The organism is Segatella salivae F0493, from assembly GCF_000477535.1.
Classification (GTDB): Bacteria; Bacteroidota; Bacteroidia; order Bacteroidales; family Bacteroidaceae; genus Prevotella; species Prevotella salivae.
Map to the genome: position 1 here is coordinate 434,554 of NZ_AWGW01000007.1, position 23,852 is coordinate 458,405.

Here is a 23,852-nt window from a genome sequence, read left to right on the forward strand (position 1 = left end):
ATTCGAATATATTCATAACCAAGTGACCATTCAGACCAATTTTAGTATAAAAAAAAGATAATTTTGAATGAAACATAACACAATTGCAAATATCCTATACTTCAATTTAATTTTTCTTACGCTTTAATTTGCAAATTACAATGCAATCAACTAACTTTGCGAAATCTAAAATTAAATAAATTGTTAGTGTGTGTTGGATGCAAATTCAATGACATAACAAGCACAATCACTCAACAACAAATATAAAATGACTCTTCTAAAAAACATTATCCACTCTAAAGTACCAGAGGACTGGGGCATGTATATGCAAGATCTTGAGAAGAAACCTGCTATTACTCGCGTCAATCTGGCACTCTATAACAACGCCCCTTACAATGGATATCATCACCGGATTCAATTGTCAGTATGTTGCAAAGAGACTACAGAAAGCGGATTACCAAGCCAAGAAGAAAACACAACGCTTTGGAAAATAGAAGATGCTTTCATTGAATTACTGAAGCAAGTTGATGCCATTGATGCAGGTTTAGTCAAATGGAATAATCGTTTAAACTTTATCTTTTATGTGAAGAAAGCAGGCGATGTAGGAAACAAACTCATTGGAAAGCTGAAAAAGTTATTCCCAGATTACGAGTTCAAACTCACTGAAAACGAAGACAAAGCATGGGAAACTTACTTTGGAACGCTATATCCTGACAAGTATGCTATGCAGGAAATACAGAACAACAAGGTATTACAGACACTGCAAGAACACCATGATAATTCCAACAAGTCACGCCCAATAGATCATTATATCTTCTTTAAGAATGAAGATTCTGCCAAGAATTTCATCACAGTTGTTGAGAAAGAAGGATTCAAAAAGACTTCACAGCGGTATGAAAAGACTGAAGAATATCCCGTAATGATTAGCGTTTCACGCGAAGATGTGCCCAATAACATCCACCATGTCACCTCATATCTATTAGACACTGCAGAGGCAGCAGGCGGTGATTACGATGGATGGGAGAGCCCTGTCGCTACAGATTGAGTTTAAAGGTGCACCACATGCACCTTTAAACTCATTTTTGTCATACCACCTTCTCATTGAAAAGCACACCCATTTTGTAAGCATAAATAATCCATGAAATAATCTTTGATTAAATCAAAAAGAGCTATCTTTGTGCTTTAATCAATGAAAAATAAAGATATTATTACGTTAAACCTAAAATAATATGGAAAGAACCTGGAGATGGTTTGGCAAAAACGACAAGATAACCCTTGCCATGTTGAAAGAGATTGGCATTGAAGGTATTGTCACAGCCCTACATGATGTGCCACTGGGTCAAGTGTGGACACGAGAGAAAATCCATGAACTTAAAACCTACATTGAAAGCTTTGGCATGCACTGGAGCGTCGTAGAGTCTCTCCCTGTGACTGAAACCATCAAGTATGGAGGCCCAGATCGCGACCAACAGATTGAAGTTTACAAGGAGAGTCTACGCAATCTGTCTGCTGAAGGCATTCATATCGTCTGCTATAACTTTATGCCTGTGCTCGATTGGGCACGTACAAACTTGTTGCATGAAAACCCAAACGGCAGCAGCAATCTTTACTTTTCTATCCCCGAATTTGCTTATTTCGACATTCATATCCTTAAGCGTGAGGGAGCAAAAGATAGCTGGGCAGCCTTTAAAGTGCTTGGTCCTGATGGCAAACCCAATGGGCGTGACATCCTCAAAGAGGTTGATGCATTGGCCAAGACAATGACACCAGAGAAAGATCACGCCCTCGTTGAGAACATAGTCATTAAGACTCAGGGCTTTGTTAGTGGCAATTTCAAGGAAGGTGACAAGCATCCTGTCGCACTGTTCCGCAAACTTCTTGCCCTCTATGACGGCATAAGCAAAGACCAACTACGTGAAAACATGCGCTATTTCCTTAGTGCCATCATGCCCGTTTGCAACGAAGGTGACATGTATATGTGTGTACATCCCGACGATCCACCCTTTCAAGTCCTCGGACTTCCACGCATTGTAACGTGTGATGACGATATAAAATGGTTCTTGAATGCGGTTAATGACAAGCACAACGGCCTGACTTTCTGTGCCGGAAGCCTTTCAGCGGGTGCACAAAACAACCTCCCAGAGCTTGCAAGAAAATATGCTAATCGCACTTGGTTCGTGCATTTGCGCAGCTGTTATGTGTTCCCCAATGGCGACTTTACAGAGGCAAGTCACCTCGGAGGCAGGGCAAACCTCATTGAATTATGCCGTGTTTTCGAGCAAGAAGAACAGCAACGGCGAGACCATCCCCATGTTGCGAGACTGCCGATGCGCGTAGATCATGGCATGACTATGCTTGGAGATGAAGATAAAGGCTATAATGCGGGCTATAGTTTCTTAGGCCGTATGTTTGCCATGGGACAGCTTCAAGGCGTCATTGCAACGGTAGATAACGAACAGGGCATAAGTTATCATCAACCGGGATTCTTCGATTAACTTCAAAATTTCTATCATCATGAGACTAACAACGCTATTAAAGAGTCACTACAATGCTGCAGAATGGGAGAACAAAGGCTACGAACTACCTCGCTTTGACATTCAAGCCGTTCGCCAAAAGACCTTTGAAGAGCCTACATGGATACACTTTGGAGGCGGTAATATCTTTCGAGCCTTTCCGGCAGCACTACTCAACGATGCCCTAAACTCAGGCAAATATGACCGCGGAGTCATTGTTGCTGAGACCTTCGACAATGAAGTTATCGACAAAGCCTATACACCTTACGACAATCTTTCATTGTTGGTAAGTCTGAAATCCACGGGAACAATTGAAAAAAAGGTTATCGCCAGTGTCACCGAAGCCCTCAAAGCAGACCCTCAACTGCCTGATTGGAAACGACTGATGGACATCTTCTGCAACCCAACCCTGCAGTTAGTATCGTTCACCATCACGGAGAAAGGCTATAACTTCAATGAAGACGACCTTGCACGTGGGCTGAACCCGCAGTTTGCTTTGGGCAAGGTCACCGCCCTACTCCACGCGCGTTACAAAGCCGGAAGACTGCCTGTAACGCTCCAAAGCATGGATAACTGCTCGCATAATGGTAGTAAACTCCAAGCAGGTGTATTCGCTTACGCCGAACGTTGGGCCAAAGACGGCCTCGTTTCCATAGAGTTTGTCGACTACTTAAAGGATGAAAGCAAAGTCACTTTCCCTTGGTCGATGATTGATAAGATTACTCCTCGCCCACATGCAAAGGTGAAAGCGCTGTTAGAAGCTGATGGATTTGAAGACAACGACTATATAGAAACGGCACGACACACGTTTACTGCGCCTTTCGTTAATGCCGAAGAAACTCAATATCTCATTGTAGAAGACCACTATACCAATGGCCGTCCGCCCCTCGAACTTGGCGGAGTGCTGTTCACTTCGCGTGAAACGGTCGACAAGGTAGAGACGATGAAGGTCACCACCTGCCTCAACCCACTTCACACTGCCATGGCTATCTTCGGCTGTTTGTTAGGCTATGACCTCATCTCTGCAGAGATTGCAGACCCTGATATCCGTTGTTTGATTCAGAAAATTGGCTATATCGAGGCCATGCCTGTAGTCGTTGATCCGGGCATTCTCAATCCTTATGAGTTCATAGGTGTATTTATCAACAAGCGATTGCCTAATCCGTTCATGCCCGATACGCCTCAACGCATCGCCATGGATACGTCACAAAAGTTAGCCATTCGCTTCGGTGAGACAATCAAAAAGTATATCAAGCGCGGCTTGGATAGGTCAAATCTCGTCTTGATTCCATTGGTATTGGCTGCTTATGCACGCTATTTGAAGGGCATAGATGACGAGGGAAAGCCTTTCAATCCCTCTCCCGATCCATTGTTAAATGAACTTCAAGCCATGGTGTCACCACTTGAAATAGGACATGAGGACCAAGATTTCAGCTGTTTGAAAGCACTCTTCAGCCGCAAAGATGTCTTTGGATTAGACCTTTATGAGGCTGGTTTTGGGCCACAGATTGAGGCTGCTGTTAAAGCGCTCTTTGCCGGAAAGGGCAGCGTTCGCACTACTCTCCACCGCTATGTCATGGCAAGATAACGCCTGAAAAGAAACTATCCGCGCTGCACCTCCAAAGTAGATGCGGCGCGGATTGCATTTTATCTTCCTACCTTATAATATAGAACATGCTTTCAATGGAACGGAATGAAAAAACAATCTCACACAAATTATGCCGTAATATGGCATGAATAACGCGATGAAATGACGCAAACAATGCGGTAAAATGCCACAAATCACTCTACGAATAACCTAACCATAACCATAAAACAAAAACAAAGCACGAAACAAAGGAGTTTCCTTCTTTCATTCATCGCTAATCTTATAGCCCATAACATGAAAACAACAAGCATTTGAAATGGGGCAACCCATAAGTCCATAACACTCAAATCACAATAAGAAAAGTCAAAATCAGCATCGCTATTACGGCCTCTTTCACCCATGAAATAACCTAACACAGCCGATAACAAAAAAGTGGAAACACAAAATTTATTAAATAATTAAAACAAAAACTTGCTTTTATCAAAACTTATTACTACTTTTACCACCGAAATAGTTGTGTGCATTTCCACCCATGTTCAACGCACTTTGTCTGACCATGAACGCTATCAGAAGACACAGAACGTTATCCGTCATTGGGAAGCACACCATGAATAAACTATCAATTCATGATTGAATGACCTATAAACCAAAGAAAAAAACAATCCATGACCGCATGAATCATGACGTCATGAACCAATATCAAGTCCATCGCATGCCACAAAAAGCATGACAATGGCAATGTAGGTAGTCCCAAAAGTCACACTCTCTAAATCTCTTGTTTACACTTTAAATTCGCTGAGAACTATCAAAACACAAATCAACATTATGAAAATCGCGCGATGCAAAGTCACCGTTCTGCTGCTTATGGCTTGTGGTTTATGCTTAAACCTGAAAGCAAAAGGACACTTCCCCTATCAAAATGAGAAGCTGCCGACAGCCCAACGAGTGACTGATTTGCTTCGTCGCATGACATTAGACGAGAAAATCGGCCAGCTAAGGTGTATGCTGGCATGGGACTACTACATTCGAAATCGACAACAGATTGAACTTTCCGACACGTTCAAGAAAGACATTGCAGAAGGTAAAATCGGTATGCTATGGGCCACTTTCCGCGCTGATCCTTGGACAAAGAAGAGCTTAGAAAACGGATTAACGCCTTATCTGGCAGCGCAAACTGCCAACAAACTGCAGCAATATGCCATTCAAAACACACGTCTTGGCATACCCTTGTTCTTGGCAGAAGAGGCACCTCATGGGCACATGGCTATCGGAACAACTGTATTTCCAACGGGATTAGGGTTGGCAGCCACATGGAACAATACGCTCGCTGAAGCCATAGGGCAATGTATCGCGCGTCAAATCAGACAACAAGGAGCACATATTAGCTTCGGTCCTGTACTTGATTTGACGCGCGATCCACGTTGGTCTCGTGTGGAAGAATGTATGGGAGAAGACCCTGTTTTGACTGCCGTTATCGGTGCATCTATGGTGAAAGGACTCGGCGGAGGCAAGCATTCACAACCCCATGCGACAATACCCACGTTGAAACACTTTGTGGGTTACGGCACAACCGAAGGCGGACAAAATGGCTGTCAGACGGTAGGTGGACTGCGAGATGTATGCCAAAACTTCTTACTTCCATTTGAGAAAGCGATACAAGCTGGGGCAACTTCGGTCATGACTTCCTATAATTCACTGGATGGAGTGCCTTCAACGGGCAACCGATGGCTTTATGATGACGTGCTAAGGAAACGTTGGAACTTCTCGGGATTTGTGCTTTCTGACCTCTATAGTATTGACGGATTGTGGCACACCCACCATGTAACGCACACCTTGGCAGAGGCAGGTGGGATGGCATTAAAAGCCGGAGTAGACATAGATTTGGGTGGACGCACTTATGCACTACTGCCAGAAGCCTTAGAGAAAGGATGGATAACAGAGCATGATATCGATTCAGCTTGCGCGCGAGTGCTACGCATGAAGTTTGAGATGGGACTCTTTGAACACCCTTATGTCAATGCCGCGGAGACAAAAACGATTGATAACGAGGTCGACAAAGCCTTGGCATTGAAGGCTGCCCAACAACTCATCACATTGTTGAAAAACTCAAATCAGTGCCTGCCGCTACAGAGAAAAGCCAAGATTGCCTTAGTAGGACCGAACGCAAACAACGTATATAACATGCTCGGTGACTACACTGCACCGCAACAAGAAGGGCATGTGAAGACGGTGTTGATGGGACTTCAGACAAAGATTCCTGCGGCACAGCTTCGCTATGTGAAAGGATGTGCCATCCGAGACACGGCAAACAGCAACATAGATGAAGCCGTTGCAGCTGCAAAATGGGCCGATGTTGTCGTTGCAGTTGTAGGAGGTTCGAGTGCACGTGACTTCAAAACAGATTATCAAGCGACTGGGGCGGCAACAGTAAATGCCTCAACTGTGAGTGACATGGAATCGGGAGAAGGCTATGATCGTGCATCGTTGACCTTGACAGGACGCCAGGAAGAGTTGCTGAAAGCCGTCAAAAAGACAGGCAAACCACTTGTCGTTGTCTATATAGAAGGCCGTCCTTTACAGAAAAACTGGGCGGCAACACACGCTGATGCCTTGCTAACGGCCTACTATCCCGGCCAAGAAGGTGGGCAAGCGATAGCCGATGTACTCTTCGGAGACATTAATCCTGCGGGACGATTGCCTATCAGTGTGCCCGTCAGTGTAGGCCAACTCCCTTGTTACTACAATAAACGCATGCCCTCACCCCATGACTATGTGGAGATGAATGCAGCTCCCTTATATCCGTTTGGCTATGGACTGAGCTACACAACTTTCAGCTATGACAAGATGAAGACAGAGAAAACAGGGCGAAACGCCTATCGTATCTCGTTTGAAATCACCAATACTGGCGACACGGATGGTGAGGAAGTGGCACAACTTTACACGCATGATCAGGTGGCAAGTGTAGTGCAACCATTGCTTCAATTGAAGCACTTCAAGCGCATTTTTATCCCCAAAGGACAGACGAAATGCGTCACCTTCGACCTTGAACCCAAAGATTTTTCCCTCATTAATACCGAGATGCAGTCTGTTGTTGAAGCCCGGTCTATTGACATCGGCATAGGAGGCGCGTCAAACAAGCTACCACTTCATGCCGTCATACAGACCGAAGCTGAGACACTTTCACCCTCATATAACTAAGAATGACAATGAATTTGAAGAAAATAATCTGTGCTATTGCAATGCTCATCAGTGCACATGGTGCCTTTGCACAAGGCGATGTGTATGAGCGTTCGCAAACCTATGAGTGGCCAACAGACCCTCTTGTGGTGAAGAAACTAAAGCAATGGCAAGACTTAAAGTTTGGAGTGCTCATCCATTGGGGGCTTTATGCTGTTCCAGGTATTGTGGAATCGTGGTCTATTTGCGATGAAAACTGGATTACACGCGACACAACAAAGACCTACGATCAATACAAAGCATGGTATTGGGGTCTATCCAACACGTTCAATCCCACAAAGTTTGACCCCGAGCAATGGGCCTCAACATTTGATAAAGCAGGGATGAAATACATGCTGTTCACAACAAAACACCATGATGGTTTCTGCATGTATGACTCTAAACAAACCGATTTCACGATAGCCCAACATGCTTTTCGCGACAATCCTAAACGCGATGTACTGCGCTATGTGCTTCAAGCATTCCGCAACAAAGGCTTTATGGTGGGCGAATATTACTCTAAACCCGACTGGCATTCACAGGATTATTGGTGGGATGTCTATCCCATTAAGCGAGGACGCAATGTTAACTATGACATCAAGCAATGGCCTTGGCGCTGGAACCGCTTTAAGAACTTTGTCTATGCCCAGACAGAAGAGTTGCTGCGAGACTATGGAAAGGTGGATATTTTGTGGCTCGATGGCGGATGGGTATGCAAAGAAAACGGGCAAGATATCAACATGCCACGCATTGCTTCGCGTGCAAGAGCTCTGCAACCGGGCTTGATTATCGTTGACAGAACCATTCATGGACCTTATGAAAACTATCAAACCCCCGAACGAACCATTCCTGAACAACAGCTCAACTACCCTTGGGAAAGTTGTATTCCGCTGTCAAACGATTGGGGATGGGTAAAGAATCCTGTTTGGAAGTCGGCGACAAAGGTCATCAACACCTTGGTAGAGGTTGTAGCAAAAGGTGGAAACCTTGTGCTTGGCGTTGGGCCTACGGCAGACGGACGCATTCAAAAAGAAGCAGCATGTAGGTTGGATAGTATTGGACAATGGCTGAAACGCTATGGCAAAGCCATTTATAACACGGTGCCAACGCCCTATTATCAGGAAGGAAAGCTATGGTTTACAGCCGATAAAAATGGGCGTCAACGCTATGCCATCTACGCCCTTTCAGACGGCGAAGAAATGCCATCGACCCTGTCATGGCATACCAATGTTCCCAAAAGTGTTATGCTCCTTGGAGTAAACAAGAGGCTAAAAATGACAAAAACCAACGATGGGAAGGTAACCGTTAAACTGCCAGAAGGGATGAAAGCAGAACCTTTCGCCTTGCAATTAAACCTATAACACAACACCATTACACGCAAAACACGTTATGGAATGAAGGACTTTAGCACACGATTTGACTCAAATGAGTTTATCGTTCGTGCGACAATAAAGTTTCATTGACCACAGACAATTTTTTAACGCTATATACAATATGCAAAACTCTAAACCTATTATTCAGATGAAACAATCGAAATGTTTTTATCAAAGTATTCAGAGAATATCTTTGATGGCCTTGTTTCTCTTGTTCACAGTCGTCACCTATGCTCAGAATTTCGTGGTGAAGGGCTGTGTAAAAGACCAGGCCGGCGAGCCTATTGCAGGCGCTACAGTGAAGATTTTAGGCACATCTTCAGGCGGAGTCACTGATGTTGATGGCAACTATACTATCAAATGTGCGGCTTCATCAACGTTGGAGTTCAGCTACATCGGGTTCTCTACAAAGGCCATTGACGTGAAAGGCCGGAAGAATATCGATGTTGTCATGGACGAAGGAAGCCAGAACATTGATGAAGTTGTAGTGACTGCACTTGGTATTAAGAAAGATTCCAAGAAGTTAGGTTACGCAGTAAGCTCCATTGGAGCAGCCGATTTGAACCGTACAGGCTCTCCAAGCATTGCCACAGGTCTATATGGTAAGGCCTCAGGTGTAAGGATTCAGACCGCGCCTGGAGGCAATTCAGCCATCTCTGTCTCTGTACGTGGTTTGTCATCTATCACAGGTAACACCCAACCGCTATTGGTATTAGATGGTGTTCCAATTCACAATGGTAATGTAAACAACAATGACTATTGGTCAAACCAGCGTATTGCAGCCAATGGTTTGGTAGACATCAACCCCGAAGACATTGAGAATATCTCTATCTTGAAAGGCGCTGCAGCGTCTGCTCTCTATGGTTCTGAGGCTGCAAATGGTGTTATTATGATCACCACGAAAACCGCCTCAAGAGGCACGGGCACGCACATTGACTTCAATGCAAGCATTGGTTTTGACAAGGTTGCATATATGCCCGACATCCAAAAGAAGTTTGGTCCCGGCTATGATAACTGGGCATTAGGCGATGGAGAAGAAGCCGTTACGGGATTACGCAAGATATATAAGGACCGTGCAGGCAATACAATTACAACACCACGCCCTACAATTTACAACTATGGTCCAGCCTATGATTCAAGTAAATCAATAACCTATTTCGATGGAACTACACGTAATTATAGTCCGATCGACCACAACCAATGGGGTGATATCTTCCGTACGGGTGTGAATCAGAACTATAACATTGCGATAACAAACGGCACAGAACGTAACAATGTGCGTTTCTCTTATACGTATAATCAGACTCGTTCGATGCAGTATAACTCAGAAAACAGCCGTCATAACTTTAATTTGACGGGAGCTTTCGACGTAACCAACGATATCAAACTCAACTACTCAGTAAGTTATCAACCTCAACGCATCAAGAATAGACCTTATCGTATCAGCCGATTAACCAATAACTACTCGGGAATGTTTGGCGGATTTACAGATATTGCCTATATCCGCAACCACACAGTCACCAGTCTTGGCTACCTGAATGGCGTTGCTCAGATTAATGGTGGCTCACCAAACACGATGACACCTGACGAGACTTTCTTGTATAGTCCTATGGGATCAACCTCACTTATCAGTGAATATTTCTGGAAAGTATTCCGTAACAATGAGTTCGTTAACCACGAACGATTCATGGGAGCCGTTAATCCTACTTGGAAAATCATGGATGGTCTTACGCTTAGTGGACGCATAGCAACAGACATGACGACTGAAAAGATAGAGAATAAAGAATATACTTCAAATGCACATTCATTCTCTACCAACGGCCAATATGATGATGTTTACAAGCTTTCTAACAGCCGTTATCGCATCTATTATGGTGATATCATGCTGACTTATGACAAAACTTTCAACCTGAAACATAACATAACAGCCAGTGCAGGATGGACAGGTCGTCGTGAAGATTACTACATTTCAGCTGTTCGAACAAATCAAGGTTTGACACAAGAGAACTGGTTCAATCTCAACGCTTCAGTGGGAACAAAGGGTGCCGACATGGATAAACAGGATCAACTCCGTACGGGTCTCTTCCTCACCGGAAGCTATGGCTATGACAGTTGGCTCTATCTTGAAGGCACAATCCGCCAAGAAAAGACTTCAACCCTAAAGAAAGGAAACAACACCTTCTATTATCCTTCAGTCAGTGGTAGCGTTATTTATACAGAGTTATTAAAGGAAAAGAAACCTACTTGGTGGGATTATGGAAAGCTTCGCCTATCTTATGGTGTTGTAGGTAATGCTCCTTCTATCTACTTAGCCAATATGGCTTTCAGCCAAGGAACTATCACACGGTCGAGCACTTACACTTATAACTTCGTACCAACCAATATCGGTAATGAGAGCATTAAGCCTGAACGTAAGCATGAATATGAACTCGGTCTTGAGAACAAATGGCTTAACAACCGACTTGGAATGGAGCTCAGCTACTACTACAATGACATTAAAGACCAGATTCTTACAACCACTTCGGCTTCATCAATGGGTGCAAAAAGCATGTTGATGAACGTGGGTGAGTTGACCAATACCGGTTTAGAAATCAGCCTTTATGGTACACCTCTCTTGACAAAAGACTGGAGATTAGACTTGAATTTCAATACCGCCTTCAACCGAAACAAGGTGAAGAAGCTCGCCGATGGCCTTGATGTATTGTCACACATGACATGTGATAATGGTGCAGCAAGCTTAGAATCACACGTTGGAGAGGCTATGGGTGACTGGTATGCATACACATATAAGACAGACGATAAAGGCAACAAACTTGTTGGAGCCAATGGTCTTTACATCACAGATACGTCTGTACGTCACAAAGTTGGCAATGCTATGCCTAAGGCAACAGGTGGTTTCGGTGGTATGTTAAGCTATAAGAACTTTGCACTTACATTCAACTTTGACTTCCGTATCGGTGGAGATGTACTCAACTTGCCATGGCAATATATGATGGATGCAGGTAATATCACCGACGCAGTTGGTGTTCGTGATGCTGCAACAGGGGGCATTTATTACTACAGTGACACTGACAAGGCAGAAGATAAGACTTCAATCCATGTTGTAAAACCATCTGATGTACCTAACTATAAGCGTGGAGAAACCAAGATAAATGGCCACTATGTATGGGACAACGGACTTATTCAGAAGGGTGTAAAAGAAGACGGAACACCGAATGATGTCGTAGTAACACAGTTCGAAGTGAATGATAGTCAATACGGATGGGGCACAGGTGCCACCCAGAGTTATGCCGATGCAATTCAAAAGAACAGCTATGTGAAGTGCCGCGAGATAACATTTGCATACACACTTCCGAAGCTACTCACGAAGAAGTTCCATTGCAACAATCTCACGCTTGCAGCCTACGTACGCAATCCATTCTATCTCTATCGCAGCTTGAAACTGTTTGATGCAGAGGCAACGGATGGTACAAACTGGGTCTATCAGGCACAGATTGGCGGAACAACTGCCACTTCTCGTTCGTTCGGTTTAACGCTTCGTGCAAACTTCTAATATGAATATAGTAAATAAAGTAACAATATGAAAAAGATATTTGGATTAGCCTTAGCAGGGCTTACACTATTGACTGCAGTGTCGTGTAGCGATTCTTCATTCAATTCTAAATACGAAGATCCGAGTAAAACCTCAACCGTTGGCGTGCCACAGGTATTTACTGGTATCCTCTATAAAGGCAATAATTGGATGAATCCCGCGTACTATCGCTATTATGTTCAATCGACAACATCAGGCTTTTACTCTGGAGTTATTGGAAATGCCAATAGTCGTGGCCGATTCAGAGGAGCCAGTGAAGGATATTATAACACGCGTTGGCAGAACTTTTATGACATGCTAACACAGTATCGTTTGCTTGAAGACAACTACAATAAGCTTGAAGAAGCTCAGCAGCCTTCAAACAAAATATTCCTCTTGCTCGGTCGAACCATCATGCAAGCACAACTCCATGAGATGCTTTCTATATGGGGAGATGTACCCTATACTGGTGCTTCGACAATATGGAAAACAAGTAACTATGCAGACGCCAAGGCAAAAGATGTATTCGATAGCGATGTAGAAACCTACAAAACGATTCTAAAAGACTTGAAAGAAGTAGGTGATTATTTCGCCGCGGGCAATCTCAATGCCACTGGTTTGGCATCATTGAAGCGCCAAGACTTCACAGTTGCTGATGGAAAAGCAGACATTTGGCAACGCTATGTAAACTCACTTCGTCTCCGCATTGCCCTTCACTTAGCTACCCATGGCGAATGTGTCAGCGATGCAAAGGCAGCAATCAAGGAAATATTGGAGAATCCTTCAACCTATCCTTTGATTGACGACAACAGCCAAAATCAAGGCGTCGCTGCCGATACTCAAACCGATGAATTCAATTATGGCAAGAGCGTTTCTCAGGCACTCAGCGGTAATGGCAACTGTTCTGGCTCTCAAACCATGCTCGATGCAATGAATGTTGGTGCAAATGGCTACCCTAATGCCAACACCGACCCACGCTTGCCACTCATCTACGACCCTAATCCTATGGGACGATATGTGGCTTATGACGTCAGCAAGAGCAGCACAGAAATCTCTGATTTAGCTACAGACAGTATCAAGGTTTATCAGAGTTTGGGAATCAAGAGCGCTAATTACTACTGCGTGATTGACTCACAAGCTGTGCAAGGCTGGGCTACTTATCAAGGTAATGAGCATCTAACCTTCAGCTGGATTAATGCTGCTGAAGTTAGTTTAAGCAAGGCTGAATGTTACTTGAATGGCTATGGTGTGGCAGCAAATGCAACCAAGGCTAAGGAGTGTTTCGTTCAAGGTGTGGCACAATCATTCGAATATTACAAGGATCTTAAAACCAAGAGCACCCTCTACAAGGCTGTTGATGCTACACATTTCAACGATAGTTATGGTGGCAAACGTGTGACAAAACTACCTACAGAAGCACAGGCTATCGCTTATGCTAACAGCATTTGGGATGGAAGTGAGAAGGTTGTTGCAACACAATTGTGGTTGAACTTCAGCTTCACAAATGAGTTAGAAGCGTGGAATGTGGTACGCCGCACGGGCTTCCCAAAGGTTACTTTCGCCACCGATGCACAGGCAAGCAGCTATCCAACGCCTGCACATCGTCTGCCTTATACCAGCGATGAGCTCACCTACAACGCCGAAAACGTTCAGGCTGTCATTGCAAAGAAGTATAAAGAGCCAACGGGTTATTACACGAAACTCTTCTGGGCAAATCCGCAAGACTACTATAATATGGTTACTTCTCACTAATATTTGAGCATACCATTCATTCAAAAGAAGCATCAGGGCTTGGCTCTGATGCTTTTTTATTGTTCAAAACTTTTTCCCTTCTGGAGGAAAGCACAAGGCAGCGGCATCTCTTTGATGCCGAGAACCTTACGACATGGCATTTTAAAAGCTATGAAAACGTGCGCCAAAATGAATGAAAACTCACGGCAATAAGATAGTAATTGCGCCCCCATCTGCCTGCGTTTACAAAAGGGCCGAAGGGAAAACACTTTTTTGATGAAATTTGTTTTGCCACCACTTTCATGCGCTATAAAGAACAACGGCAAATCAACCTCTTGATTTGGAGCATACAAAAACAAAAAAGAATGTGGCTCAAAATGATTGCCTTACATGCACCATTCGAGCCACAAACAAATGAATAATCTTGTATTGACACACTACGTCAATAAGTTTTCGAAATCATTCGAAAGAAAAGCTATTGCACAAGATTGATAAAAGAATTAGATTTTTCCAACCAAATCAATACTTGGCTTCAAGGTCTTTCCACCCTTCTTCCACTTTGCTGGACACACTTCACCATTGTGAGTGGCTACAAACTGAGCAGCTTCTACCTTTCTTACAAGCTCATCGGCATTGCGTCCGATGTTATTATCCTGAATCTCTGCTACCTTAATCAGGCCTTCTGGGTTTACGAGGAAAGTGCCACGATAAGCCAATCCCTCATCTTCTTTATACACACCAAAGCCACGGCTCAAGCTACCTGTTGGGTCACCGAGCATCGTATACTTGATTTTCTTGATGGTTTCTGAAGCATCATGCCATGCCTTGTGCACGAAATGTGTGTCTGTGCTGACAGAGAATACCTCTACACCCATCTCTTTCAACTGCTCATACTTGTCTGCAAGGTCCTCTAACTCAGTAGGACAAACAAACGTAAAGTCAGCTGGGTAGAAGAAGAACAAAGCCCATTTACCTTCGATATCTTTGTTTGAAACGGTTTTGAACTCACCATTTTGGAATGCCTGCACGCAGAATTCGGGTGCGTGTTGATTGATAATTGGTTCCATATTATTTTCTTATTAAATGAATTATTTTATTTGTCGATGCAAAGATAATGCTTAAACCATTTTGTTCCAACAGATAAAACCTATCACACGATAGATAATATCTTTTCTACACGACAAAGCCTTGTAGATATCGATAATATGCAACCAATCCCTGCTTCCCAACTTTTCTTATTACACTCTGTTTTTTCTTCGGTTGCAGTCTACGACACCTCACGAGCCGCAAACGAGCAAAAGTCAACAAGATTTATTCTTCCCAAGCCACATTAGCAGTATGATCTATGGAATCATTATCCTCAAAATCAAACGTATTATGCTTTGACAAAGCATTTCCTGGGGCTGCAGGTGTGTCATCATTCCGTAAACGTTTGCGTTTATTTTATAGGTTCGAAGGCGAACAAGTTTATGAGTTTCCTTGTATTTTTGTCAATGACAAGCAAATGAATATCCAAAACATTAAACCTAATCAATATGAAACAACTCCGTTTAATACTTGTCATCATCCTATCAGCATGTTGGGTTGGCTCGTGGGCAAAGGGCAAACAAACCATCACTATCAATGGATTGACCATTGGAAAAAGTGCAAAGAAAATCACGTTTTCTGGCGAAAAAGCAATGATTACTTATGCCGATGGCAGTAAACAGACCGAGAACATGGGACTGATTCAGCTTTCTTTTACTTATTCTACGAATGGCGGCATTAAGAAAATTGAAACTGCTGGCCAAAAGTTGGTAGACAATCGGTTATACAATCTCAATGGACAATATGTCGGGACAACGCTCAATGGTTTATCAAAAGGCGTTTACATCGTCAATGGGAAAAAAGTGGTTGTGAAATAAACAAAATCAACGTAAGCAAATGAAAAGACTTTTTTATAAGAGCATTCTGCTCTCCCTGCTCCTCGCTTGGACAAGTATGGGCAGCTATGCACAGTCGTGGGACTTCACTTCTATACCGACTTCAGATGAAGAAAACCTGAAAAGCGACATCGAAAACTGGAAGTATGATAGTGCAAAGAAGCGTTATTCCTATAACCAAGTTATCACCGATGGTGAACTCATGGCCAATAAACAGGTGCTCACCATGATGCAAGGACTACATTTTACAGCCAAGACTGCCGACAAGATAAGAATAGATACTGGCAAGGAATTGCAGCTCAATGGAAAAGATGTCGGGCTAACCATAGTCGGGCTCAAGGCTGGTCAGCAAGTGACTATCGTCTATGCATCGGCAAGTAAGAAAGAGCCACGCACGCTAAGTCCATCCAATCTTTCCGACATCAAAGGCTTTGAGAAGACCAACGGAGCGAATAAACACACTGGAACAGGTACTGTGACAGCCCATGGCAGCGTGACTTTCATCACAACCGATGGCGGAATCAACATTTATTCGCTCAAAGTGACTGGCTCATCGAGCAACAATAATAAAGAAGAGCCAGGCGGAACGCTCAGCGCAGACCATTCCGTAGCCTTCTCAACCACCCAAAATCAAGTCATCATCACAACGAATAAAGGCGAAACGAAATATTATAATACGCAAGAACTAAGTGATATTTCCATTGATGATGACCATGAAAAGGTTTCTGTTAATAGCCCATCATTCAGCGATGTATATACTCATTTGGTTACAAATATCGTCTTTTCTAAGGCTGCAGAACAAGGAAAGGGTGGCGAAATCGTGGATAAAGGCGTGGCCATTACAGAAGCAAAGGGTTGGTTGGAAAGTGCCTATGCGAAATGGAAGCCTGTAAATGGCGCACAAACCTATCAAGTTTACGTGAAAGGAGGACAGTATGAAGGCTACACAAAGATTGATAAGGAATTGATTCGAGCCTATAACGATTATATCAGAGCCGACATTCCCGGACTCAAAGTGGGCACCTATGCCTTGAAAGTTGCAGCTGTAAAAGATGGAGTTGAATATCTTTCAAGTGAAGTAACAGGCCTGCAAGTAAAAAATTATAGCCGTGAAGGCTTCGCTCATAAAAACTTTTCGGGGGTCGGCGCCTATAACAATGACGGCACCTTGAAGTCTGGTGCGGTGGTCATCTATGTAAATAAGGATAATGCAAAGACTGTTAGTGCTCAGTTGAGCAGCGGGAAGTTTACAGGCCTTCAAGCCATTTTGAATGCTTATCAGAAAGGAAATGTCACTACGCCATTAGCGATAAGGGTGCTTGGATTAGTAAAAGCAGGACAGACCGACACTTTTGAGAGTAGTGCAGAAGGTATCCAAATCAAAGGAAGAAAAGCCAATAGTGAACTCAATATCACGATTGAAGGAATCGGAGAAGACGCTACTATCCACGGCTTTGGCTTCTTAGTGAGAAGCGCAAAGAGCGTAGAGTTTCGCAACTTAGGCATCATGCGTGCCATGGACGATGGCATATCGCTCGACACCGACAATTCAAATATTTGGGTTCATCATATTGATGTGTTCTACGGAAAGGCTGGAAGTGGCGACCATGCAAAAGGAGATGGTGCTATTGATGTAAAGTCAAATTCAAGATTTATCACCATAGATCACTGCCATTTTTGGGACACAGGCAAGTCAAGTATGTGTGGAATGAAGAATGAAACTGGGCCAAACTATATCACCTATCACCACAACTGGTTTGATCATAGCGATTCGCGTCACGCCCGCATCCGCACAATGAGTGTGCACCTTTGGAACAATTTCTATGATGGTTGCGCTAAATATGGCATCGGAGCAACCATGGGTTCAAGCGTATTTTCAGAGAGAAATTACTTTAGAGCCACGAAAGATCCCATCTTAATCTCTAAGCAAGGAACTGACCAAAAGGGAACAGGGACTTTCTCGGGAGAGGCAGGCGGTATGGTAAAAGAATTTGGAAGCCTCTTTACTGAGCAGGGGGCAGGAAGTAATTACACCCCTATCACGTATGCGGCTGATAACAAAAGCTTCGACTTCTATCAAGTGGCCACGCGCGAAGAGCAGGTTCCTTCTTCCGTGAAGTCACTTGAAGGCGCAAACACTTATAATAACTTCGACACCAATGCCTCACTGATGTATTCCTATACGCCTGATGCAACAGTAGACGTTCCCTCACAAGTTACGGGCTACTATGGGGCAGGACGACTCAATCATGGCTCGCTTCAATTTAAGTTTAATAATGCCATTGAAGATACTAACTATGCGCCTATCCCTGCATTAGAGTCACTCTTAGACAACTATACCGGCGAGTGAGAGAACCATTATATATTACGTGTGTGTTAAGCTCAATTTCTTTATGCTTAACACACACACTCGTTAAGCTTTAAACGAAGCGTGAATGACACGCTCTTCTCACGAAAATAACACAAAGATTCCTTTTCCCTTTCAAACCTTTTATATAACTTTGCCGCATCATAAATGTTCAATCACCCTAAATGCAATACGGCAATTCTATTCTATCTCTCAATAGCTACCGCACATTCATTAGCATCATCCTTCTTTGTACCGCATTAACGTGCTGGGCAAATCCGTCGACCACGGAGATAATGAATGCCACCGACAGCATTGTAAACACCACCGATAGCATAGATATTCCCGCAAACCACAACACAAAACAACATAACTTCCTAACGAATAGTTCGCTGTCGATAACTGGACTGCCATGGATTATGGCAGGAATAGCACTGAGAAACGAAAGGAAAAACATCAGAGAACTACGCAATAAGTTTCAACCCCACTTTCATCATACGGCAGACAACTACACACAATTTGTTCCACTCGCGCTCACTACGGGGCTGAAATTAGCAGGAGTTGAAGGACGCAGCGACACAAAACGTTATCTCGTCAGCGGCACTGCCTCGTTTGCCATCATGGCAACCTTAGTTCAAGTGATAAAAAGTTCCACCAAAGAACTCCGTCCCGATGGCTCATCCTACAATTCCTTCCCCTCTGGCCACACCGCAACAGCTTTCGCGGCAGCGACAATTCTCCACAAAGAATATGGAATGACACGCAGCCCCTGGTATAGTGTTGCGGGCTACATGCTCGCCACTGCCACGGGATGCATGCGCGTTTTGAACAACAGACACTGGGCGAGCGACACCTTTTCGGGTGCAGGCATAGGCATTTTGTCAACCGAACTGGGCTATACCCTGGGAGATTTACTATTTAAGAACAAAGGATTGCTGCATCCTGAAAAAGATGATAAACCCAACTTCTACACAAACCCTGGCTTTTTCAACATCCAAATGGGAATCGGACTGACCGAACAGCAGCTGGATATCATCGAACATCTGCCTGTGTTGCAAAAGCACGATGACATGTTGAAACGAAAACTAAACCTTTCGAAAGGCATCGCAGTCGGCATCGAAAGCGCATATTTCTTAAACAAATATCTTGGCGTTGGCGGGCGACTCATGATCACATCACGCAATGCCAATGGCTTTGATGCAAACGCATTATATCCTAAGGACTACATCAAACAGACCTCAACTTTCGGCTTTTTAGACAGCTATACCCTAACCATCCAATCCAACCACATGGCAGAATTTAGCTGGAGCGGCGGACTCTACCTTAACTATCCCATCAGCAAAGGCTTCACCTTAGGCTCAAAACTGCTTATCGGCAGAAGTTATTTGGACGGCATATCCGTCACCGCAGAGGCAAAAGGACATCAGCAGGATATCGAAATTAAATATGAAAGCCAACACAAACAGCCGATTCCGATATTTGAAATAAAAGGAACGCCACAACCCAATGGAGCGCCCTATTACAGCAAATGGGACTTTCTAAAAGTAGACGGAGATGATGCGATGCTCTTTGGAACAGGCCTTTCTGCAACCTTCGCCTATAAATCAAGAATCGCATGGAAGGTGTTTCTCGACTATAATTTCGCCCGTCGCACCTACAGAACAACTTACGCCCCCACCCTCTTCCTTAAAGATGCCAGCCAAACGATGACACTCAACGGAGAAACCATTCAGCACGTTGCCGACTATGTCATCCCCTACACGGTATCACAAAAGAAAGGCAGCGCACAAACCATTCTTGGAGCAGCCTTCTCTATCTGCTTCTGAAACCAACCTCTACCATCTAAAAAGTCGTTTACGGGCCTCCCGCAAGCGCCAAATCCTTTAAAAAGTGAGTTGCGGGAGGCCCGCAAGCGCAAAATCCTTTAAAAAACGATTTGCGGGAGGCCCGCAAGCATCAAACCATTTGGGAAACGACTTTCGCCATGCGCGGAAATGCCAAACCTTTTAGGAAATAACTTTCGCCAAGCGCTGAAACATCAAACCATTCGGGAAATGACTTTCGCCATGCGCGGAAACACCAAACCATTCGGGAAATGACTTTCGCCATGCGCGGAAACTCCAAACCATTCGGGAAATGACTTTCGCCAAGCGCGGAAACACCAAACCATTCGGGAAATGACTTTCGCCATGCGCGGAAACATCAAACCTTTCGGGAAACAACTTTCGCCACGCGCGGAAACATCAAACCATGTATGGAATGATTTGCGGGAGGCCTGCAAAGTATATAAATAAAAAAGCACTCTAAAGAAATGAATCTTCAAAGTGCTTTATAAAAAGAGGCGGCTACCCACTCTCCCGCATTGTATTGCAGTACCATCAACGTTGGCAACTTGGCCTCTGCTACACCATCATCAGTGCTTCATCTTTCAAACCCAGTTCTCTACATACGCAAACAAGATAAGCTGTCTGCGGTAGAACAGCTCGATAAAAACAAAACAATGTTTCTCAGAGGTGGAAAATACATAGAGAAATACTGAAAATGGCTAATCCCAATCTTGGGAACGGCTAAAAATGCAGAAAAAAGTTATATCTTTGTAATGCCAAATTTGAAAAAGAATACAACTTTGGGTAAGAAACTATTATGTATAGCGATTTCGTTCATCTTAGCTCAAACAACTTATTGTAAGCAGAATGAGAAAATACAATTATACTTATCAAAACAAAATAGAACAATGAAAAGAGTCTTTTTATGCTCATCTTTCGCTGATGTAGCTGAAATTCTATCAAAAACTGCTTCCTCACCATTAAGAGGAAACACCGTAGCATTTATACCCACGGCGAGTATCCATGAAGAATATACCCAATATGTAGAAGACGGAAAGAATGCACTCCGTGCACTCGGCTTCCGCATAAAGGAAGTAGAAATTACCCAATACGATAAAGATAAAATTGCAAAAATATTGGGTGATTGTGACTGTATATACGTCTCGGGCGGAAACACGTTCTTCCTTATGCAGGAATTAAAAAAGACCGGAACAGATCAGTTGATTAAAGAGCAAGTGGAAAGGGGCAAACTTTATATCGGAGAATCTGCTGGTGCTATGATTCTCGCACCTAATATAGAATACGCAAAGAGAATGGATAATCACCTTGCGCTAACTCCAAACTTCAATGATTTTACAGGACTTGGCATCATCGATTTTTATCCCGTTGTGCATTTCAATAGCTTCCCTTTTGAAGAGGCTACGCAAAACATCATCAAAGAATACAGCAACCTGCCATTAAAACCTATCTCAAATCAACAAGCTATCTTTATAATAGGAGAGGACGTTGCAATATTAGGTAAGAATGAGTAAATGGTATACAACTAAAAAGCGTTCACTTAATTACTCAAATGAACGCTTTAGTTTGACCTACTCTCCCACATTGCCCTATTTGACACGGTGTACCATCGGACTAAGTGAGGGAACAGGATATAAACGAAAAAAGCACTCTGAAGAAATGAATCTTCAAAGTGCTTTGTAAAAGGAGGCGGCTACCTACTCTCCCGCATTGTATTGCAGTACCATCAACGTTGGTAACTTGGCCTCTGCTACAACATCATCAGTGCTTCATCATTCGGAATACACACCTCCGCAACTTTTCTACCTGTCCTATCCCTGCCCTCGCTGGTCTTTTTCACCAGCGAGGTTATTTCGCCGTCCTAAGTTTTATCAGCGACCGACAGATTGAATGGGAACATAAATCTCGGTTTTCAGCTTCTCTGCCGGCGTACGGCGGGCATCATTGAGATATTTTTCGAACAGCGGCTCGTCGCGCAATTCATAGTCACTGCCCACCACCCAGCGCATAGCCGCATCGCAAACAGCCTGCAGTTGGTCGTAGCTCCCTTGATAGGAAAACACGGCATAGAGGCCTCCCGCAATCGTTCTGCAACTCACTTCACCCACGGGAATGGCTGGTTTGTGAACTGCTAAGCAGACATCCGCACGCAGAAGTGTCACATCGGTGATCTTAGGATCGTCGTGGAAGATGCCAATCGACTCAATACCTTTTGTAAACAGCTTCTGCTCCTTCACTACTCCCCACAACTGTTCGTAAGCCCTGCCATAATCTACCATGCCATACGCTCCTTTCTGCGAGACATAAATCACCTTCTTTGCTGCCAGCTCCACGATTTTAGGTACCTTGAGTGTCAACGTGGGATGAATGGTCTCCTGCTTCACAATATATTTTTCTTTATCGTTTCGATACTGCGTAGGGCTGAAACCATACTGCAGCTTGAAGGCTTTCGACAAAGCCGCTGGCGTTTCGTAGCCGATATTGAACGCAATGGTTTCAATCGGCAACGAAGAATAGCGCAACAGCTGGGCCGCCGTTTCTATACGCAGACGCGCCACGAAAGCGATAGGCGACTCGTCCGTGATGGCCTTAAATATGCGACAGAAATGAAATGGTGAGAGGTTAGCCGTCTGCGCCAACTTCTCCACGGCTATCGTTTCGTTAAGATGATTGTTGATGTAATTCACCACCTGGTTGATGCGCTGAATGTAATGATTGCGAGTAATTGTCTTCATACATGTTATTGTTTTAAATTCCTCGGCAAAGATACAACTATTTCACTGAACAGTCTTTTCCCATCTTGCTAATTTACTATACGCCTTTCTGCAGAATAAACGGCCGGATAAAGGCAAAAACAATGTTTCTCAGAGGTGGAAAACACATAGAGAAATACTGGAAATGGCTAATCCCAATCTTGGAAACAGCTAAAAATGCAGAAAAAAGTCATACCTTTGTAATGTCAAATTTGAAAGAGAATGAAACTTTGGTTAAGAACTCTGCTATGGATAGTGATTTCGTTCATCTTTGCTCAAGCGGCTTACTGTAAGTGGAATGAGAAGATACAACTATATTCATCAAAAAAAATAGAACAATGAAAAGAATCTTTTTATGCTCATCTTTCGCTGATGTAGCTGAAATTCTATCAAGAACTGCTCCATCACCATTAAGAGGAAACACTGTAGCATTTATACCTACAGCGAGTATCCATGAGGAATATACCCAATATGTAGAAGACGGAAAGAATGCTCTCCGTGCACTCGGCCTCCGCATAAAGGAAGTTGAAATTACCCAATACGATAAAGATAAAATTGCAAAAACATTGGTTGATTGTGACTGTATATACGTTTCTGGCGGAAATACATTCTTCCTTATGCAAGAATTAAAAAAGACCGGAACAGATCTATTGATCAAAGAGCAAGTGGGAAGGGGCAAATTATATATTGGAGAATCTGCAGGTACAATGATTCTCGCACCTAATATAGAATATGCGAAGAAAATGGATAATCACCTTATGCAAACTCCAAACTTTAATGATTTTACAGGCCTGGGCATTATCGATTTCTATCCCGTTGTGCATTTCAATAGCTTCCCCTTTGAAGAGGCTACGCAAAACATCATCAAAGAATATAGCAACCTGCCATTAAAACCCATTTCAAATCAACAAGCTATCTTTATAATAGGAGAGGACATTGCAATATTAGGTAAGAATGAGTAAACGGTATACAACTAAAAAAGCGTTCACTTGATTGCTCAAATGAACGCTCTGAT

At 43.5% G+C, this 23,852-nt stretch carries 15 protein-coding genes; 12 read left to right on the forward strand and 3 right to left on the reverse strand.

Annotated features, from left to right (window positions below; translation table 11 throughout):
• The first annotated feature begins 247 nt into the window (after positions 1 to 247).
• The 7 genes from HMPREF9145_RS04440 to HMPREF9145_RS04475 all read left to right on the forward strand — a co-directional run bounded on the left by HMPREF9145_RS04440 (position 248) and on the right by HMPREF9145_RS04475 (position 13,992).
• Positions 248 to 1,024, forward strand: a complete 777-nt coding sequence (locus HMPREF9145_RS04440) for a DUF695 domain-containing protein (RefSeq protein WP_021825029.1) — start codon at positions 248 to 250, stop codon at positions 1,022 to 1,024.
• A 184-nt stretch (positions 1,025 to 1,208) separates the two neighbouring features.
• Positions 1,209 to 2,474, forward strand: coding sequence for a mannonate dehydratase (gene uxuA / locus HMPREF9145_RS04445; RefSeq protein WP_021824985.1), 1,266 nt, complete (start codon positions 1,209 to 1,211; stop codon positions 2,472 to 2,474).
• Positions 2,475 to 2,493: 19 nt separating this feature from the next.
• Positions 2,494 to 4,080, forward strand: a complete 1,587-nt coding sequence (locus HMPREF9145_RS04450) for a mannitol dehydrogenase family protein (protein ID WP_021824857.1) — start codon at positions 2,494 to 2,496, stop codon at positions 4,078 to 4,080.
• A gap of 825 nt (positions 4,081 to 4,905) precedes the next feature.
• Positions 4,906 to 7,278, forward strand: coding sequence for a glycoside hydrolase family 3 N-terminal domain-containing protein (locus tag HMPREF9145_RS04460; RefSeq protein WP_021824822.1), 2,373 nt, complete (start codon positions 4,906 to 4,908; stop codon positions 7,276 to 7,278).
• 8 nt (positions 7,279 to 7,286) lie between these two features.
• Positions 7,287 to 8,657 carry an alpha-L-fucosidase gene (locus HMPREF9145_RS04465; RefSeq protein WP_036906561.1) on the forward strand — a complete coding sequence of 457 codons (1,371 nt, stop codon included), beginning with the start codon at positions 7,287 to 7,289 and terminating at the stop codon, positions 8,655 to 8,657.
• 160 nt (positions 8,658 to 8,817) lie between these two features.
• Positions 8,818 to 12,222, forward strand: coding sequence for a SusC/RagA family TonB-linked outer membrane protein (locus tag HMPREF9145_RS04470; RefSeq protein WP_036906563.1), 3,405 nt, complete (start codon positions 8,818 to 8,820; stop codon positions 12,220 to 12,222).
• Positions 12,223 to 12,249: 27 nt separating this feature from the next.
• On the forward strand, positions 12,250 to 13,992 hold the full coding sequence (locus tag HMPREF9145_RS04475; RefSeq protein ID WP_021825011.1) for a SusD/RagB family nutrient-binding outer membrane lipoprotein: 1,743 nt from the start codon (positions 12,250 to 12,252) through the stop codon (positions 13,990 to 13,992).
• Positions 13,993 to 14,471: 479 nt separating this feature from the next.
• Here the strand turns inward: HMPREF9145_RS04475 and ahpC are convergent, their stop codons facing one another.
• The gene (gene ahpC / locus HMPREF9145_RS04480; RefSeq protein ID WP_021825035.1) at positions 14,472 to 15,038 is read right to left on the reverse strand and encodes an alkyl hydroperoxide reductase subunit C; all 567 of its coding nucleotides are present in this window, start codon (positions 15,036 to 15,038) and stop codon (positions 14,472 to 14,474) included.
• A gap of 468 nt (positions 15,039 to 15,506) precedes the next feature.
• Here ahpC and HMPREF9145_RS04485 point away from each other — a divergent pair, with 468 nt between their 5' ends.
• The 3 genes from HMPREF9145_RS04485 (at position 15,507) to HMPREF9145_RS04495 (ending at position 20,066) form a co-directional block, all read left to right on the forward strand.
• Entirely contained in the window at positions 15,507 to 15,875 is a 369-nt protein-coding gene (locus HMPREF9145_RS04485; RefSeq protein WP_021824869.1) for a hypothetical protein, read from the forward strand.
• A gap of 19 nt (positions 15,876 to 15,894) precedes the next feature.
• Positions 15,895 to 18,243, forward strand: a complete 2,349-nt coding sequence (locus HMPREF9145_RS04490) for a pectate lyase family protein (RefSeq protein ID WP_021825135.1) — start codon at positions 15,895 to 15,897, stop codon at positions 18,241 to 18,243.
• A 182-nt stretch (positions 18,244 to 18,425) separates the two neighbouring features.
• On the forward strand, positions 18,426 to 20,066 hold the full coding sequence (locus HMPREF9145_RS04495; RefSeq protein ID WP_036906478.1) for a phosphatase PAP2 family protein: 1,641 nt from the start codon (positions 18,426 to 18,428) through the stop codon (positions 20,064 to 20,066).
• A gap of 212 nt (positions 20,067 to 20,278) precedes the next feature.
• Here the strand turns inward: HMPREF9145_RS04495 and HMPREF9145_RS13395 are convergent, their stop codons facing one another.
• Positions 20,279 to 20,521, reverse strand: coding sequence for a hypothetical protein (locus tag HMPREF9145_RS13395; protein WP_155945267.1), 243 nt, complete (start codon positions 20,519 to 20,521; stop codon positions 20,279 to 20,281).
• A gap of 453 nt (positions 20,522 to 20,974) precedes the next feature.
• Between HMPREF9145_RS13395 and HMPREF9145_RS04500 the strand changes: the two genes are divergently transcribed.
• Positions 20,975 to 21,598, forward strand: a complete 624-nt coding sequence (locus HMPREF9145_RS04500; RefSeq protein ID WP_021824961.1) for a Type 1 glutamine amidotransferase-like domain-containing protein — start codon at positions 20,975 to 20,977, stop codon at positions 21,596 to 21,598.
• Positions 21,599 to 21,955: 357 nt separating this feature from the next.
• On the opposite strand, the gene HMPREF9145_RS04505 is transcribed toward HMPREF9145_RS04500, so the two are convergent.
• Positions 21,956 to 22,819: an AraC family transcriptional regulator gene (locus HMPREF9145_RS04505; protein WP_021824936.1), complete on the reverse strand. Its 864-nt coding sequence runs from the start codon at positions 22,817 to 22,819 to the stop codon at positions 21,956 to 21,958.
• 356 nt (positions 22,820 to 23,175) lie between these two features.
• On the opposite strand from HMPREF9145_RS04505, the gene HMPREF9145_RS04510 reads away from it, so the two are divergent.
• Positions 23,176 to 23,799 (forward strand): Type 1 glutamine amidotransferase-like domain-containing protein, encoded by a 624-nt coding sequence (locus HMPREF9145_RS04510; protein ID WP_021824908.1) that lies wholly within the window; start codon positions 23,176 to 23,178, stop codon positions 23,797 to 23,799.
• Positions 23,800 to 23,852: the final 53 nt, after the last annotated feature.

What these genes read in the sequence shown, in the direction of transcription:
- HMPREF9145_RS04440 (WP_021825029.1), top strand. Translation starts at nt 248, where the DNA reads ATGACTCTTCTAAAAAACATTATCCACTCTAAAGTACCAGAGGACTGG.
- uxuA (WP_021824985.1), top strand. Translation starts at nt 1,209, where the DNA reads ATGGAAAGAACCTGGAGATGGTTTGGCAAAAACGACAAGATAACCCTT.
- HMPREF9145_RS04450 (WP_021824857.1), top strand. Translation starts at nt 2,494, where the DNA reads ATGAGACTAACAACGCTATTAAAGAGTCACTACAATGCTGCAGAATGG.
- HMPREF9145_RS04460 (WP_021824822.1), top strand. Translation starts at nt 4,906, where the DNA reads ATGAAAATCGCGCGATGCAAAGTCACCGTTCTGCTGCTTATGGCTTGT.
- HMPREF9145_RS04465 (WP_036906561.1), top strand. Translation starts at nt 7,287, where the DNA reads ATGAATTTGAAGAAAATAATCTGTGCTATTGCAATGCTCATCAGTGCA.
- HMPREF9145_RS04470 (WP_036906563.1), top strand. Translation starts at nt 8,818, where the DNA reads ATGAAACAATCGAAATGTTTTTATCAAAGTATTCAGAGAATATCTTTG.
- HMPREF9145_RS04475 (WP_021825011.1), top strand. Translation starts at nt 12,250, where the DNA reads ATGAAAAAGATATTTGGATTAGCCTTAGCAGGGCTTACACTATTGACT.
- ahpC (WP_021825035.1), bottom strand. Translation starts at nt 15,038, where the DNA reads ATGGAACCAATTATCAATCAACACGCACCCGAATTCTGCGTGCAGGCA.
- HMPREF9145_RS04485 (WP_021824869.1), top strand. Translation starts at nt 15,507, where the DNA reads ATGAAACAACTCCGTTTAATACTTGTCATCATCCTATCAGCATGTTGG.
- HMPREF9145_RS04490 (WP_021825135.1), top strand. Translation starts at nt 15,895, where the DNA reads ATGAAAAGACTTTTTTATAAGAGCATTCTGCTCTCCCTGCTCCTCGCT.
- HMPREF9145_RS04495 (WP_036906478.1), top strand. Translation starts at nt 18,426, where the DNA reads ATGCAATACGGCAATTCTATTCTATCTCTCAATAGCTACCGCACATTC.
- HMPREF9145_RS04500 (WP_021824961.1), top strand. Translation starts at nt 20,975, where the DNA reads ATGAAAAGAGTCTTTTTATGCTCATCTTTCGCTGATGTAGCTGAAATT.
- HMPREF9145_RS04505 (WP_021824936.1), bottom strand. Translation starts at nt 22,819, where the DNA reads ATGAAGACAATTACTCGCAATCATTACATTCAGCGCATCAACCAGGTG.
- HMPREF9145_RS04510 (WP_021824908.1), top strand. Translation starts at nt 23,176, where the DNA reads ATGAAAAGAATCTTTTTATGCTCATCTTTCGCTGATGTAGCTGAAATT.